This is a genomic window from Denitrobaculum tricleocarpae, assembly GCF_007004665.1.
GTDB lineage: Bacteria > Pseudomonadota > Alphaproteobacteria > Kiloniellales > Kiloniellaceae > Denitrobaculum > Denitrobaculum tricleocarpae.
Window position 1 is genome coordinate 1 of the sequence record NZ_ML660053.1, and the last position, 15,355, is coordinate 15,355.

Below are 15,355 nucleotides of genomic sequence, written 5' to 3' on the forward strand. Positions count from 1 at the left end.
TTCGCAAAGCGGCTCAAAACCCTCAAAGGCCTCACACCATACGAATACATCTGCAAGCTCTGGACTGAACAAACCGAGCGGTTCACACTCGATCCTATCCACCACATGCCGGGACTAAACACCTAGATGGAATCGCCTTCGGCGATCCGGCGTACCGGTGAATCTGCTCTAACACTATGATGTAGAGCGGGTTCACATGTTTTAGCGAAAACACGGAGTGTTTCCGTTGAAACATGACGCGCTCTAGCCTTCCTCGGCGTGCACCTCAGAGTGGGGCCAGGCCGCTACTTAAGTTGTCTCACCAACTCACCGAGTAAGGAGACGCTTGGTCTCGCGGGACCCGTCATATTGGTGTCTTTCAAGAAGGCCTGGATCGCATTGCGACGTTTGGAAGGTGACGTCCGCTTGCCAAGGCCACGCAGATAGCCCAGTTCTCCCAGCAGCAAATCAATCGTGGTGACGGGCGCTTTCTCGGCTTTGCGGCTCGCGCGGGGCGGTTTGCTCTCTCGCCAGATATTGCCGGCCGGACGCAGGATTCGAGCCGCGCGCGGAGATCCGACATCGGGGTGAAAGATCGAGACGGAGAGGGCGCCGGCGATTTCCCGCCGGCCGTCCGACGCGCCGATCACATGCACGCCGGTCGCATAGATTCGTCCGTCTGCGAACACCAGGAGCGGGGAGCCCGAGTCGCCTTGCATAATACTGCAGCGATGGGCGATGCCGATACCGTTCTTGAAGTAACCCGCAATCTCGCATCCAAAACCGGCTTTCAGCCGATGGGGAGAGTCGCCGCGATATCCAGCATGCAAGAGGGCGGCTTCGCCTTCAGCCAGGTCCTGGAGCAGCGCCTTATCCAAGCGCTTAAGAGCAAGCCAGCCTGCATCTTTTCCCAGCGGGTGCTTCAATTCCAGGAGAGCCCAATCGGTGGCGGTGTTCTTCACCGAGGCATCCCGTGTTTTTTTGTACTTCTTGGATTGCTTATAGCTTTTGACGGCCGACTTCAGTGTGTGCTGATGGTTTTGATACCCGGCGGTAAAGTGGACTTCCGAGGGTTTCACCCACTGATTTCTCTCACGGTCGTAAAGACAATGCGCGGCGGTCAATACGTGTTTTTTGCTGATCAGAAAGCCGGAGCAGTGCCCGATCGACGTTTCGATCTTACCGATCGCGCTCCAGGGGTATTCCATGGCGTTAACTGTAACACGATCCGGTATCGCCCAGGCATCGCCCGGACCGGCAAGCCACGTGGAGCTCAGCAAAGCCGCAAACAGAAGAGGTTTAATCCCCTTAGCCATGCTGTCTGATTGGGGAACGCGATTTGAAAGCCAGTTTCTCATCCGCAGAGACTAGGATGAAAACTTGAGCCAAGCTTTAACGCGAAGGGTTAACAGACGAGAAAGTTCCTGCAGGAAAAATGGTTAATCGCTGTCCGGTGACGGGGATTTTTGCTGTGCCAGCAGCAGCTGTTCCAGCAGTTGAAGTGAGGCCTTGCCGTTCGGTGTCAGTTTCCGGCGCTCTTGGAATGTCTTAATGGCCTCCTGCCGCTCTTCGCTGCTGATCGTCTTTGACCTGGGAAGGAAGCCGAGCGCATGGAGCAGGCCGTCAATTGCTTTGAGCGGCATACGATCTTTACTGCGTCCGCTGGCGGGCCGCTGACCGGGTCCCCAATGATCACTTAACGCGTTGGCTGCAACACGGGTTGACGGAGCGGCCGCTTCAGGCCGGAAGGCGTCCAGTGCAAGAACACCTGCAATTGGGTCGTCGTTCATCCTAGCCTGAACCACATGGATACCCACCGCCGATATGCGGCCGTGATTCATCACAAGCAGCGGCGATCCGGAATCACCCTTCGCCACGGGACAGTCATGTGCGATGCCGGCATTGTTTGCGAAGCGCCCGACAAAGCGGCAAGCGAAGGTCGCCGTCATGACGTGCGACCGCCGGCGTTGATAACCGGCCTGAAGGAGCACCGCGCTCCCGTCGCTCAGACGTTCAAGCAGCTCTTGATCCAGGACTTGTAGACCATACCAGCCGGTTTGCAGACCGAGTGGCTTTGTCAAGTGAAGGATCGCCCAGTCCGTTGCCGCGTTCTCAGGTGATACCGAATGCTGAGGCGTGAAAGACTCCGAGACCTGATAGCTCTCGACTGGCGAATTGAGGCTGTAGTCCTCACGTTGATAGGCGGCGACGAAATGCAGTTCTCCTGCGTTCCGCCAGCGGCCTGAGACACTGTCGTAGAGGCAATGCGCGGCGGTCAGGAGCTTGCGCTCGCCAATCATAAAGCCGGTGCAGTGTCCCCGGCCCCCGGCGTTCAGCCGTCCGATTGGACTCCAGGGGTAGGAATGGGCATCGACTTCGATGCGTGCCTCTAACTCGGACTGGTCCGCCAGGGACGCGTGCGCGGCAAACAGTGTCAGGAGGGCGAGGAGCAGATGAAGTGCGGGACGGGAGAAGGTTGCCATCTCAGTCTGCGTTCGCCGGCAGGCCCGCCATCAGTTTCTCTCCGGCGACGCTGCCGATCACTTCATCGAGTGCTGCGACGATCTGAGAAGAGTAACGATTGCCGTTGTCACCGAGGATCTTGATCGCCTCTTCGCTCGACAGACCGGCGCGATAGGATCGTGGCTCGACGCGCGCGGCAAATACGTCGCATATCCCGAGTATCTGTGCCGTCATGAGAATTTTGTTTGCTGTCAGTCCCGCAGGATACCCCTTGCCGTCAAGGCGCTCGTGCATCTGGTAGATCGTCGGCAAGACCGGAAGTTCGAAATCAATGTCGCGCAGCATCTCAGCCGCGTGATCAAGGTGCTTTCTGACCTCGGCGATCTCTTGATCGTTCAGTCTTTCCGGTTTGTTGAGGAGTTTCCTCGAGATCGCCAGCTTACCGAGCTGTGAGAGGTTGGCCGCGATCTCGACGGTCGCGACGTCCTCCCTGGCGAGTTGCATACGCTTGGCAACGGCCACCGATAGACTGGCAACGCGCCGTGAGTGACCGGCAAGGTAGGGATCCCGGAGCTCAATCGCACGGACCAGTGCCGAAACCATCTGACGAACGGCCCGGTCACGCTTTGCCTGTTCTTCAACCAACTCCGTGACATCACGGGCGACGGAGACGATGCCATTCACCTGGTCCTGCTCGTCGTGGAACGGAAGTTTGGAAAACTGCAGCTGTCGTTGGACACCGTTTAAATAGACTTCTTCATTGAAGGTCACCACGCTGCCTTGCTCGATCGCTTTTTGATCGGTCAGAGCGAGGCGGTCAGCGGTTCCCTGACCGAAGAGGGCGATGTCGTCGAGCCCGATCATCTCATCCGGCTCCCGCCCGACCGCCTCAGCAAAGGCCTTGTTGGCATAACGGTAGCTGCCGTCGGCAGCCTTTAAGCCGATGTAGTCTGCGATGCTGCTGTTGATGCTGTCCAGGAAGCGCTTTTGCGTTTGGATGCGCGCGGCGAGATGTTTGAATTGAGCCGCCATCAGCCGATTGTGATTGCTGCGCATTTTCGCCCAGACTGCGCCGAAGACAGCGACCACCGTGAAAACGACAAGTGCCGCTGCAACCATCACCACGGTCGCGAAGTTGCGCAATTCACGATGTGCGGACGCACGGTTCATCTCGAGGACCGCCCAGAAGCCCTCACCTGAGATAAGGGCTGCGCGCGCGTAGACCGCGGTCTCACCATCAAGCGAACGTCCGGCGACAAAGGCCTGATTGCCGCTTCCCGGGATTGCGCCACTATCATCGAGTGCTTGTACTTCAGGTATTTTTGTCGGCAACAACTCAACGAGACCTTCGGCACTCTTGTGAACAAGATGGAGCTTTTCACCTTCAGGTGCCAAGGGGCGCGGCGCCAGGCTCTCGGCAAGCTTGGTCGCAACTGGAGCCGCGACAATCAGGACGGCAACCGGCTGGGCCTCTTCGGTCTGCGAGGCTGCCGGTAGAATCGGAATATAGATATCCATGACCAATCCGGCGGCCGTGGCTTGGGGAGGGCCAAACCGCCTCTTTCCCGTCGCCAGAACATCGAGCGCAATTTCCGACTGTTCAGTCCGCAATGCCGGCGCTCCACCGCTGCTCACATAGGCAATACCGGCCTTGCCGACAATGTAACCGGCCCTGAAGTCAGCCGAGATTGCAAAGTCAGTCAAAACCCGCTCCATGTAAGGGAGCTGCTCCAGCAGGGCGATCCCGAGACCGGTGCTCTGCGTATCCTCACTCTGCGGAGAGGGATCAATGACACCTCCGGCTTCGTCGACGTCGGTGGCGAACAGGCGAAACAACTCGCTTTCAACCAGCCTATCAGCGAGGCGCGCCGTTCCGTCGAGCCAGGTTGAAATGACTTCGGCGCGCGCACTTACGGTAATGGTCATGCGTTGCTGCAGATCGCCGATCACTTGCTCTTTTTTCGATTCTATGACCAGCCATGGGATAACGACGGCCAGAATTACGATTGAAACAAGACCAATCAATGCCGGTTTCGGCAGAGCATCTGAAGCCTCTGGCGCGGAACCGGGTTCCTCCAGATCGATCAGGCTTGGATCCGTTGCCGATCCTTCCAGTGCGTCTAATGTGTTGCTCTTGGACATCATGATTGATCTCTTTGACAGTCTCTACTGCTGGACGAAGTGCGCCCAGCGGGTGGTTTCATTCATCGAGTATTGCGGCAGATAATGCTTGTACTTTGAGTGTGACAAAATGACGTTCGAAAGGCTATCGAGCACGAGAATGTCGTTCTTCTCGTAGATCGCCAGGACCGCGTGCCCGATGTTGCGAATGCGGTCCATCAGGATCACGATACGCATTTCCTCTTGCGTGAATCCCAGCTCCTTGAGCGCGAAGTACTTCGCGATCGAAAAATCCTCACAGTCTCCTGACCGCGTCATAAACTCGACCGGACTGGCCCAGTACTCGTTGACCCCGAATACCTCTTTGTCAAGTTTGTAAGGCCATCGGTTGAAGTAGCGGTTGACCGCATTCAGCTTTGCCGCGCGGTCCAGGTCGCGGGCTTCTAAAATGATTTCGCGCCAGGATTTCTGAACCTCGCTTGAGCAGTTTGCCGCGTCGTTGGTGCAGGCCAAAAAGGCTTTTCGTTCACGCTTAAACTGATCCAGGACGCGCCGCCACTGAGGCAGGGCCTTGAAGGACTTTGAGCGGAACTCGATCGTGTTGAAGATTCCGGGCGCCGCGGTATCGATTGTCTTTGTCAGATCCAACAGGGTCGCAGCGCGTCCGGGCGAGGGCACGGACGCTAACGCAGCCATAATAGATGCGACCCCCGTGAAAAACCGTCGCCGATGCACTTTGAGCAAGTCCCGTTCAAAATCCTGCCGCCCGTGCACCTCTTCCCGGACAGCCTCTGCGCGCCAGTGCCCGGAAACTTTCACTAAAATGGCGAAAACGTCTGGACTCCGTGTTAGCGAAGTCTTTCAGATATTGGTTAATACGCATTGAAGATTTGCGGTTAAGTTGGATCAAGGCGACGTGAACATACCGCCTGCCGCAAGCCAAAGTCTCTAGTGCCAGAGGTGTCTGCGAATCCTCGGCTGATGCCGCATTGGCTTCAGGAGCCAGCGAGCTCTTCCAGTTGGAGCAAGTGGACGATCAGATGAGGCTGGAGCCACGAGAAGCGCTCTTGTGAACCGGAAATCGCTGCTTTTGCCGCGCTGTTTAACACGCTTGGCACGTTGATCATCCGCGACTTGCGATGGCTTGTCGCAAGATTTATCCCGAGCCTGGTGAGATAACTTCTGTTGTGCTTTCGATTTGGAGCTGTCGAGAGGCTGGAATCAGCATAGGGAATATCATCCAGCTCCGGGTAACTCCTGGCTATGGCATCTTTGTAGACATGGCTGCCGACGAGGATAGGCTCTGGGATCGACATTACGAACTCAAAATACTCCTTGTCGAGATACGGCACCTGCACCGTTTCGATCTCGCTCAGAAGTCCGAAGGGAACCGGCGCCACGGCACGGCGCATTCGTGACCAAAAGAGGAAGTCTGAGGTTGGGCAGGCTTCGTTGACATGCAATTTGAGCTCTTCAGTCATCCTGTGGATGGCTTTATCCCGGCTCAAAAGCCTGTAGGTATCGGCACTCAGGGTTCTCGCCAACAGGGCTTCTGAGTCGCCCAGGAAGTCGACAGCCAGCTCAGTCAGCTTGCCCTCTGCGAAGAGTTGGGCGCGTTTTTCGCCAAAGAGATTGCAGTCGATGTTCAGGCCGTCGTAGGACGTATCAACGGCGGTGCCGAGATACTTGGACATAGGCACGACCCAAGTGTGCTCTGGCGTCAGGAAATCGATTTTGCCGTTTTTATATCTTTCCAGATCCCAGGTGGCCCACTCGGTTGGAATGAGGCGGTGCTCGATACCCAGGCGTTCGGTAATCATTGCAGCGACCTTCGCGTCTTCGTTCGCGCGAGGAGGCGGATGAAGCGCGGTGACGCAGAACTCGGGCAGGTGTTTCTGCCGGGCGAGTTCGAACAGAATGCGCCGGGAGTCCTTGCCGCCGCTGAGGGGCACTGTAAAGCGATCGGTTCGGGGCAGGCGCCGGGAAATTGACTGCGCGAAAAGCTCGTGAATCCCGTCCAGGATTGCGTCGTGTTTCAGATGCTGCGGTTTGGCATGGAAGGGTTCCTGTTCAAGGGTGAGTTTGCCATTCTCCCACGTAAGTTGAGCGTTCGGCGGCAAACAGCGGATGGCCTTGAAGGGTGTGTCGTTTCCGACGAAGTTGAGGCGGCGGATAAAGACGGCCATTCCAAAGTCGTCCAGCTCCCGCGGGGCGCCCCGCTCCAGAAGCGTGGATATAGAATCTGAGATGCAAAATTCCTGTTCGGACTGGAAGTAGTAGAGCGCCACAATGCCGAAACGGCAGTTTGCTGCCGTTACGCGTTGCCCGTCCCAATCCCACTGGGACCAGATGCCGTCTCGGATACCGTCGCTCCGATCAACTCTGTGATCTCTCAGAAAATGAGGATTTCCGTCGGTTCTGTGATTGCCCGCGCTGCCGCGAACATGAAAAAAATTGGATGACACCGCTAAATCCAGGCCTGGGTACCGGTTTCAGAACCGAGGGAAAAGTGGCCGACCGAACCATGTTGTAAGCTGGGATAATTACACAGGAGCATCAAAGGGTGAAGGTTCATTTTCCAACCGGCGCGGTTTATCTTTTTTCCCCATCCAGCGCGTTTCTTCTGTGAATCAACGCTCTCTCAATGCTTGATCTCTGGCTTTCAAGATCGGCTTCAGCAGGTAATCCAGAACCGTTTTTTTGCCGGTCAGGATTTCGACAGTCGATGTCATTCCGGGAATGATCGGCAATTCCTTACCATTGCGTTTTAGCGTGATATCACCAGTTCGCAGATATACCCGATAAAAACTTTCGCCCTGATCATCCTTGATCGTTCCCGCTGAGATGGTTTCAAGTTCAGCCTTCAGTCCGCCATAGATGGAGAAATCGTAGGCGGTAATTTTGATCGTTGCTTCCTGGCCCGGTCGCAGGAACGCGATGTCAGACGGCCGGATCTGCGCTTCGATCAAAAGGGTGTCATCCAGCGGTACGATTTCAATTATGTCTTCGCCAGGACGAATAACCCCCCCGACGGTGTTGTGCTTCACTTCCTTGATTGTACCGCGGACCGGAGAGCGGACCTCCGTCCGGGTGACGAGGTCCTCACCGGCCGTCAGGGACTCGCTGATTGACCTTGCCTCCGTCCTGACCTGGCTCAGCTCTTCGGAGACCTGAGCCTTGGTTGAAAGGACGAGTTCATCGATGCGCTGTTGCGCCTCCAGAACGGCAGTTTGTAGTCGTGGCATACTGAGGCGGATCGTCTTCATTTCGCCTTCCAGATCCGAGATCTGCCGGTCGATCCGAATAAGATCCAGGCGCGGACTGATACCTTTCTGGACCAGAGGCGCTGTGATGTTCCGCTCTTCCTCGGCCAGGGTCAGGCTGCGGCGCAGTTGCTGGCTGCGGCTTTTCGCCTCCGTTATCTCCTGCTCACGTTGCGACTTCTGAGCCTCCAGGACGGCAATCTGGGCAACGAGTTGGCGTTTTCTATTGCCGAATTGCTGACGCTGTGTGGCGACTTCACCGGGTGCGCTTTCCTCTGCACTCCGCGGAAATTCGATCTCGCGGTCCTCAAGCTCGGCTTCCAGGCGGGCGGCCTTCGCAATCAGGGCAAAATATTGACTACGCGTGTCTTGAAAGGTCGCCTTCGCGGCGGTGTTGTTAATCCGCACCAGGATGTCGCCAGGCTCAACGATGTCGCCTTCGCGCACCATAATGCCTGCGAGGATACCGCCTTCAAGGTTTTGAATGATCTGCGTCTTGCTGGAGGGGACCACGGTGCCTTCGCCACGGGTCACTTCGTCCAAAACGGCGTGGTTGGCCCAAATGCCAAAGACCAGGAAAAACAAAAAGGATGTCAGCGTCAGGATATAGGCAAAGGTCCGGCCGCGGCGTCTTGCGGCGGCATGAACGTCGGGCATGAAAAAGAGATCTTCATCCTTAGGTGTGCTGGGACTCGACATCTGCCCTATTTCCTTAGTGAGGCCCCCGGCTTTTTTGCCGGCGGCTCTGTATCTTGCTTCGCCTCATAGTTGGCATGCGGCTTTGTCTCTGGTTCGGTTCAATTCGCACCGGCGCGGATGCGTCCCTGCTTCAGCGCTTCCAGAACCTCTTCCTTTTTCCCGTCCGCGACGATTTTGCCGTTGTCCAGGATGATCAGCCGATCAACCAGGCTGAGCAGCGAACTGCGGTGGGTTACCAGCAGAAGTGTCTTGCCTGCCATGGCGTTGCCGAGACGCGTTTTGAACATGGCCTCCGTCGAGTTGTCCATGCCGCTTGTGGGTTCATCCATCAGGATAATCGGTGGGTCCAGGAGCAAAGAACGTGCGATGACCACCGATTGTCGCTGTCCGCCCGACAAGGCCATGCCGCGCTCGCCAACCTGCAGATCGAACCCGTGGGGATGGGTACGCAAAAAGTCCGTGACGCCCGCGACGGCCGCAGCCCGCAGAATAGTCTGATCATCGACGTGGGGCGCGCCGAAGGAGATGTTATCTCGGACTGAGCCGAAGAAAAGGTAATTGTCCTGAGAGACGTAGCCGATATTGCGGCGCAGATCGGCCGGATCGATTTGACGCAGATCGGTTCCATCCATCAGAACCGAGCCCTCTGTCGGCTCGTAAAGCCCGAGGAGAAGGCGCGCAATGGTGCTTTTGCCCGAGCCGATGCGTCCTAGAATGCCGATTTTCTCGCCCGGTTTGACCTTGAAGCTGGTTGCATCGAGCGCCAGCGGATCCTGGTTCGGGTAGCTGAAACTGACTTTCTTGAATTCGATCTCTCCGCTCAGGCGGGGCCGGTGCAGGAAGGTCTTGTCGTTGTCCCGTTCGACCGGCGATTTCATCAGGGTGTCGAGTGACTTGAGAGCGACCCGTGACTGCTGAAGTCTGGTGAGCATGCCCGCGATTGCGCCGAGCGGGGCGAGCGCCCGTCCGGTCAGCATGGTCGAGGCGACCAGTGCGCCCATCGTAATAGCGCCCTGAGAGATCAGGTGGACGCCGTAAATGACCACGATCACAGTAACGAGTTGAATGGTGACCTGAGCGAAGGTCGTGGCAATGCCCGATAGGAACCTTGCCTTGCCTGATGATTCAGCGGTCAGACCGACAAAACGTTCCCAGGACCGCTGAACCCGGCCTTCGGCTGCCGTCGCCTTGATGGTTTCCAGGCCGTCGATCGTTTCCACCAACAGCGCGTGCTTCTGGCTGGACTCCCGATGGGTTCTCTCGATGATCCTGCGCAGAGGAAACTGCAGGCACAAGCCGACGAGTATGACCACCGGGACGGCAATCAGGGGAATCAGTGCAATCGGACCCGATACCAGGAAGATCACCCCCAGAAACAGGAAGATGAACGGGAGGTCGATAAAGGCGACCAGTGTGCCCGAGGTAAAGAACTCCCGCAGCGACTCGAACTCCCGCAGATTGTTCGCCATGGCTCCGGTCGAGGGCGGTTTACTGGAGAGCTTCATGGACATGAGCTGCTCAAGCAAGCGGCTGGCGATAATGACGTCTGCATTCTTTCCAGCGATGTCCACGAAGTAGGTGCGCATGTTGCGCATGACGAACTCGAACAGAAAGACCGTACAGACGCCGAGCGCCAGAACCCACAGAGTTTCAATCGCGTTGTTCGGCACAACCCGGTCGTAGACATTCATGATGAAAAGCGGACTGGCGATCGCGAACACGTTGATCATGATCGACGCCAGGGCGACATGGCTGTAAATCGGCCAAAACTTGGCGAGTGTTCCCCAGAACCATGCCGTGGGCTGTTTCAGCCGTATGTCCGAGGCCCGGTCGTCGAATTTGAACTCCGGCCGCGCGAAGATGGCGTAGCCGAGGTATTGTTCTTCCAGTTCGGCGATGTCGATGGTCTTGGCCCCACCTCCACCCTCGGGAATCATGATCTCTGCGGATCTCCGGTCGATCAGCTTGGTCAGCACGCAGGCACCGCTGCCTTTAAGAAGCAGGATGCAGGGCAGGGTAACCTTCTGGATCGATTTCAGCTTGGGCCGGCGCACGACGCGCGCCGTGAGGCCCGCGCGTTCCGCCGCGCGAACGGCGAGGTCGGGGGTAAAGCGCTCCTCGGCATGCGGCAGGCCCGCCTTTAACGCTTCCGCCGATATAGGCCGCTGCAGCAGGGTCGCCAGCATTGTGACGCATTGCACCAGCGGGTCCTCGAAGTCGACCGTCGAGGGAGCCACGTGCCATTCGGGTTTGGGCGTTTCCAGGACGTCTTCTGCATGCAGTGCGGCGGAGCCCGTGTCTGTCGGTGAGGGATGGGGAGCCGCTTCCGCTCTGGCGCTATGATCGCGTGGTGCCATCGTCCTCTTATGGTCTCCTGCAGTCATTGCAACCGGACTCAATCCATAGCCGAGATACTGGGGTCCAACAGATGTCGCGCTGATATGTTGGAATTGCGACGGCAATAATCCACGACGAGTGCTTCCCTTTGGTTAATGCCGTCCAAAAGACGACATCCAAATTTCATACTATGGTTAACCCTAATGGGGAGGGCATGCAAATTACGTTTGCGGGAACTCACTCAAGGGACATCGGCTTAATTCCTTGGCGCACCGGCATTTTGTCGTCCGGTGCGCCAAGCATTCAGCAAACTATCCGCAACCTGCGGGAGGAGTTCAGACCAGGCCGAGTTTCTCCCTCGCGAAATCCGTAACCGCCCCATAGTCGGTCTTCCCGCTGCCCAGGAGGGGAATTTCGCTGATTTCATGAAGCAGTTTCGGCAGCTGAATCTCCGCCCAGCCTCGTGTTTTGCCGTGAACCTGCAACTCGGAGGCCGCTGGCTTCTGACGGGTGGTCAGCAGCACAATCTGCTCCCCCTTCTTGGGATCGGGCAGCGCGGCGGCGACATGTTGCTCGTCGGGCCAGAGCTCGGCGGCAAGCGCTTCGATCGCCGTCAGGCTGACCATCTCGCCGCCGATCTTTGCGAAGCGCTTCGCCCGGCCTGAGATCGTAACGAATCCATCCTCATCCAGCTTGCAGATGTCGCCTGTGTCGTACCAGCCGGTGTCCAGAGGCTGCAAAACGGCAGGTTTGTCGGCTTTCAGGTAACCCCGCATAATGTTGGGCCCACGGACGAACAGCCGTCCGGCATCAGGGTCGTCCAGACCTGGGACCTCCTCCAGCCGGGGTTCGATGCCGGGCAGCAGACGGCCAACAGTGCCGGGCTTGAAATGCATCGGGGTGTTGACGGCCAGGACCGGTGCGCACTCGGTTGCGCCATAGCCCTCCAGAATCCGCAGTCCGAAGCGTTCCGACCAAAGGCGCCGGGTTTCGTCCTTCACCCGCTCCGCGCCGGCGAAGACATAACGCAGGGAGTAGAAATCGTAGCTGTTTGCCTTCGCGTAGGCCTGCAAAAAGGTATCTGTCGCGAACAGGATCGTGGCGTTCGTGTGGTAAATCATCTCCGGAATGACTTTGAAGTGCAGCGGCGAGGGGTAAAGAAAGCTCGGCACGCCTGAGAGCAACGGCAGGATAAGACCGCCGGTCAAGCCGAAGGAGTGGAACAGTGGCAAGGGATTAAAGACTTTGTCCACCGGATTGAAGTCCAGGACCGACGCCACCTGACGGCAGTTGGATACGATGTTGCGATGGCTCAGGGCGACTCCCTTCGGCAGGCCTTCCGATCCTGACGTAAAGAGAATGACGGCCGTGTCGTCGGGGCTGGTCCCGCGGCGGCGGTGCAGCGCACCTGCGAAGGGTCGTCGGATCAGGGCGGACAGGCGATCGAAGGTTGTCATCTGATCCCGGATGTCTTCCAGATAGATCAGTTCGACCTGGGCGGCGAGAGCCTCCTCCAGTGCGGTGAGCTTGCCCAGCTCGATAAAGCGCCTCGAGGTGACCACCTGCTTTATGTCAGCCGCCTGGAGCGCCGCTTTGATCGCGGCCGGTCCCGCCGTGAAGTTGAGCATGGCCGGAATTCGGCCGGTCGCAGTCAGGCCCAGCAGGGTGATCACGCTTCCGACGGTGTTGGGCAGCAGAAGCCCTACCGGAATCTCCACCGGGGTGCGTGTCTCCAGTGCGCGGCCAACCGCAAGGCCGGCGGTCAGCAGCCCGTCGTAGGTGAAGGGCTTTTGTTCCACGTCACAGAGGATCTCGCTCTTGCGGCCATGGGCGTAGCGGGCATCAAGAAAGGCGTCAAAGAGCGTTTGTGGCGTATCCGAGGTCGCGAACATCATTCCCGACATCACATCGTAGAGTTTCTGCGCGATGTTTTTCCGGCGCTGTCGGCCGGAAAGACCCTCGTCGCCGTGAAATTCCTTTGGCTCCAGAACCGTAACGGTGATTTGCGGGAACCAACGCTGGCGCAACTTGCCTTTCAGGTAGGTGAAGCGGCTGTGCTGGACTCCGTCAAGGCGGATGGGAATGATCGGCGCATCGGCCTTATCGGCAATCATTCCAGGTCCTTCATAGATCTTCATCAGTGCGCCGGTCCGCGTTAATCGGCCTTCAGGGAAGATGACGCAGCGCTTGCCTTTTGCGACCTCTTTGATCAGGGATTTGGTCGCCATAGGGTTGGTCGGATCCATGGGAAAAGCCTCGACCATCGAGAGAAAGACCCGGACCCACCACTTTTTGGCTTGTGCGGTATCGACGGCGAAGACCAGATCGCCGGGCAGAAAGGCGGCCAGCAGAAGGCCGTCCAGGTAAGAGACGTGGTTGGCCACGATGACCGCTTTGTCGCCGACTCTCTGCAGGTTCTCGACATCCCGCAGCCGGACTTTGAAGAGAACCCGCAGGATCGCCGCGGCGCTGGTCTTAAAGAGTTCCTGTGGCAGGAGTTTGCAGATATAGACAGCCGCGATGACACTGCCGATGGCGATCGCCACAAAGACTTCGATCACGCTGGCTCCGATCGCAAAGGCACCTGCGGCCAGCAGCGCCGCAACCACGATAAAGAGAGCATTCATGATGTTGTTGGCCGCGATGTTGCGCGAGCGATGCGCGTCTTCCGATCGGCTTTGCAGGATCGTGTAAAGCGGCACGACAAAGATTCCGCCGAACATGGCGAGCAGCGTGAGGTCCACGAGGAAGCGCCAATTGCGCCAGTCGAGGAGGAAAGTTTTGGCGGTGAAGGTGATGTCCGGCATGGTCACGGAGCTGGCAGCGTAAGCGAGATCGAGAGAAAAGATCGCAATTCCGAGGGCGCCGAAGGGGACGTATTTGGCGCTGACCTCACCTTTGAGGAGTTTGCTGCAGAGCAGTGAACCGGAAGCGATGCCGATCGTAAAGGTGGCGAGCAGCAGCGTGACGACCGTCTCGTCGCCGCCGATGATATTCTTGGTCAGGCCGAGGAACTGGGTCAGATAGGTTGCCCCCACGGCCCAGAACCAGGATATGCCGAGGATCGACAGAAAGACGGGGCGGTTTTCCGCGGCGTGCCTGAGGACTGCGAAGGTCTGGCCGAAAAACGGCGTCTTTCCTCGCGTGCGGCCTTCACTGTCGTTGGTTGTCTTGCGCGCTGCGGGCGCTGCGGTCCCGGGAATGAGCCAGCTCGAGACCAAGCCCAGACCTGCGCAGACCAGCAGCGCCGAACTGACCAGAGTCCGGCCGGCTTCCGCTTCGATCAGAAGGCCGCCCGCGATTGTCCCGGCCAGAATGGCGAGAAAGGTTCCGCCCTCGACCAGGGCGTTGGCGTTCAGAAGTTCGTCAGGTTTCATCAGTTCAGGCAGGGCGGAATACTTTACCGGCCCAAAGAACGACGATTGAGTGCCCATAAGGAAGAGTGTCGTGAGCAGAACCGTGACGTTGCCGCTGAAGAAACCATAGGCAGCGAGGCCCATGATGGGAATTTCCATGGTTTTGACCAAGCGCATCAGCTTGGTTTTGGACATACGGTCGGCGATGTTGCCGGCCATTGCCGAGAAGAGGAAAAAGGGCAAAATGAAAAGACCCGTCGCAATATTGACGAGGATTTGACCGTCGCTGCCTGACGAATCGGCCAGTTGAAAAATGATAAGGAATGCGGCTGCATTCTTGAAGAGATTGTCGTTCAAGGCTCCCAGGAACTGAGTTGCGAAGTAAGGGAGGAAGCGCTTGGTTTTCAGTAGAAACATCGGGCCGTGCGACATGTTCGGCTCCTTATAAATCTGCATCGAATGAAATGACTGAGATTGACCCGCGCTGCGCGAGATCCGCGTGCGGTGGCTTTCACGGTGCGTTTATCCTGCTGGTTTCGTTGGCGCCAAGGCAGGCGAGGGCGGAGGTCACGAGTTCCTCACGAATCGAAAACATGGAGGCGTCAAGACGCTGGTAAATCATGAAGACGGCCGGCTGCGTAATCAGCCCGAGCACAAAAGCGGTCATCAGGTCGGGACTGGCGTCCCGGAAAATGCCTTTCTCGACACCTTCGGAGATAATGTCGAACAGCACGGACACCGGGGTCTTTCCGTTCTGGCCCGCGTAGGGCAGGGCCTGGTGCTGGGTAAGAAGCAAGAAGCGAAAGCGGTCCGGCTCTTCATCGTGGAGCTTACAAATGTCCCGCAGTATGTACGAAAGTTTGTCGCGCGGGTCGGTTTTCTGCCGCGCAAGCGCGTCCCAGTGCTCAGCCAACTCGCTGTAGTGCTTGTCGAAAAGGAGCTTCACAAGGGCGTCCTTGCTGGGGAAGTGCCGATAGAGACTTCCCTCTGCGACTCCCGCGCCAGCGGCAAGATCGCGTGTCGATGTCTCTTGAATCCCCTGTTTGGCGAAAAGACGGATCGCGGCTTCTTCGATCTTCGCTTTGGTTGCCTCTGATTTCTTCGTCATGGTCAATCCAAAAAAATGAGTGAACGCTC

9 protein-coding genes and 1 pseudogene are annotated in these 15,355 nt (G+C 57.7%); 1 reads left to right on the forward strand and 9 read right to left on the reverse strand.

Translation table 11 applies throughout. From position 1 onward, the window contains the following. Positions 1–126 (forward strand): annotated as a pseudogene (locus tag FKG95_RS04855) (IS481 family transposase); the annotation flags it as partial. Positions 127–284: 158 nt separating this feature from the next. Here FKG95_RS04855 and FKG95_RS04860 read toward each other — a convergent pair. From FKG95_RS04860 to FKG95_RS04900, 9 genes are all read right to left on the reverse strand, one after another. Continuing rightward, the gene (locus tag FKG95_RS04860; protein WP_179953937.1) at positions 285–1,295 is read right to left on the reverse strand and encodes a trypsin-like serine peptidase; all 1,011 of its coding nucleotides are present in this window, start codon (positions 1,293–1,295) and stop codon (positions 285–287) included. 123 nt (positions 1,296–1,418) lie between these two features. After that, on the reverse strand, positions 1,419–2,462 hold the full coding sequence (locus FKG95_RS04865) for a trypsin-like serine peptidase (protein WP_142895219.1): 1,044 nt from the start codon (positions 2,460–2,462) through the stop codon (positions 1,419–1,421). A 1-nt stretch (position 2,463) separates the two neighbouring features. After that, a complete protein-coding gene (locus tag FKG95_RS04870) occupies positions 2,464–4,587 on the reverse strand; it encodes an HD-GYP domain-containing protein (RefSeq protein WP_142895220.1) in 2,124 nt (707 codons plus the stop codon). Positions 4,588–4,608: 21 nt separating this feature from the next. Further along, positions 4,609–5,259 (reverse strand): transglutaminase-like cysteine peptidase, encoded by a 651-nt coding sequence (locus FKG95_RS04875; RefSeq protein WP_142895221.1) that lies wholly within the window; start codon positions 5,257–5,259, stop codon positions 4,609–4,611. 299 nt (positions 5,260–5,558) lie between these two features. Continuing rightward, positions 5,559–7,028, reverse strand: coding sequence for an asparagine synthase-related protein (locus FKG95_RS04880; RefSeq protein WP_142895222.1), 1,470 nt, complete (start codon positions 7,026–7,028; stop codon positions 5,559–5,561). Between the two features lie 165 nt (positions 7,029–7,193). Further along, positions 7,194–8,525: an HlyD family type I secretion periplasmic adaptor subunit gene (locus FKG95_RS04885; RefSeq protein WP_142895223.1), complete on the reverse strand. Its 1,332-nt coding sequence runs from the start codon at positions 8,523–8,525 to the stop codon at positions 7,194–7,196. A 98-nt stretch (positions 8,526–8,623) separates the two neighbouring features. After that, on the reverse strand, positions 8,624–10,882 hold the full coding sequence (locus tag FKG95_RS04890; protein WP_142895224.1) for a type I secretion system permease/ATPase: 2,259 nt from the start codon (positions 10,880–10,882) through the stop codon (positions 8,624–8,626). A gap of 315 nt (positions 10,883–11,197) precedes the next feature. Further along, the gene (locus FKG95_RS04895) at positions 11,198–14,650 is read right to left on the reverse strand and encodes an acyl-[ACP]--phospholipid O-acyltransferase (RefSeq protein ID WP_142895225.1); all 3,453 of its coding nucleotides are present in this window, start codon (positions 14,648–14,650) and stop codon (positions 11,198–11,200) included. A gap of 79 nt (positions 14,651–14,729) precedes the next feature. Continuing rightward, positions 14,730–15,326: a TetR/AcrR family transcriptional regulator gene (locus FKG95_RS04900; RefSeq protein ID WP_142895226.1), complete on the reverse strand. Its 597-nt coding sequence runs from the start codon at positions 15,324–15,326 to the stop codon at positions 14,730–14,732. Positions 15,327–15,355: the final 29 nt, after the last annotated feature.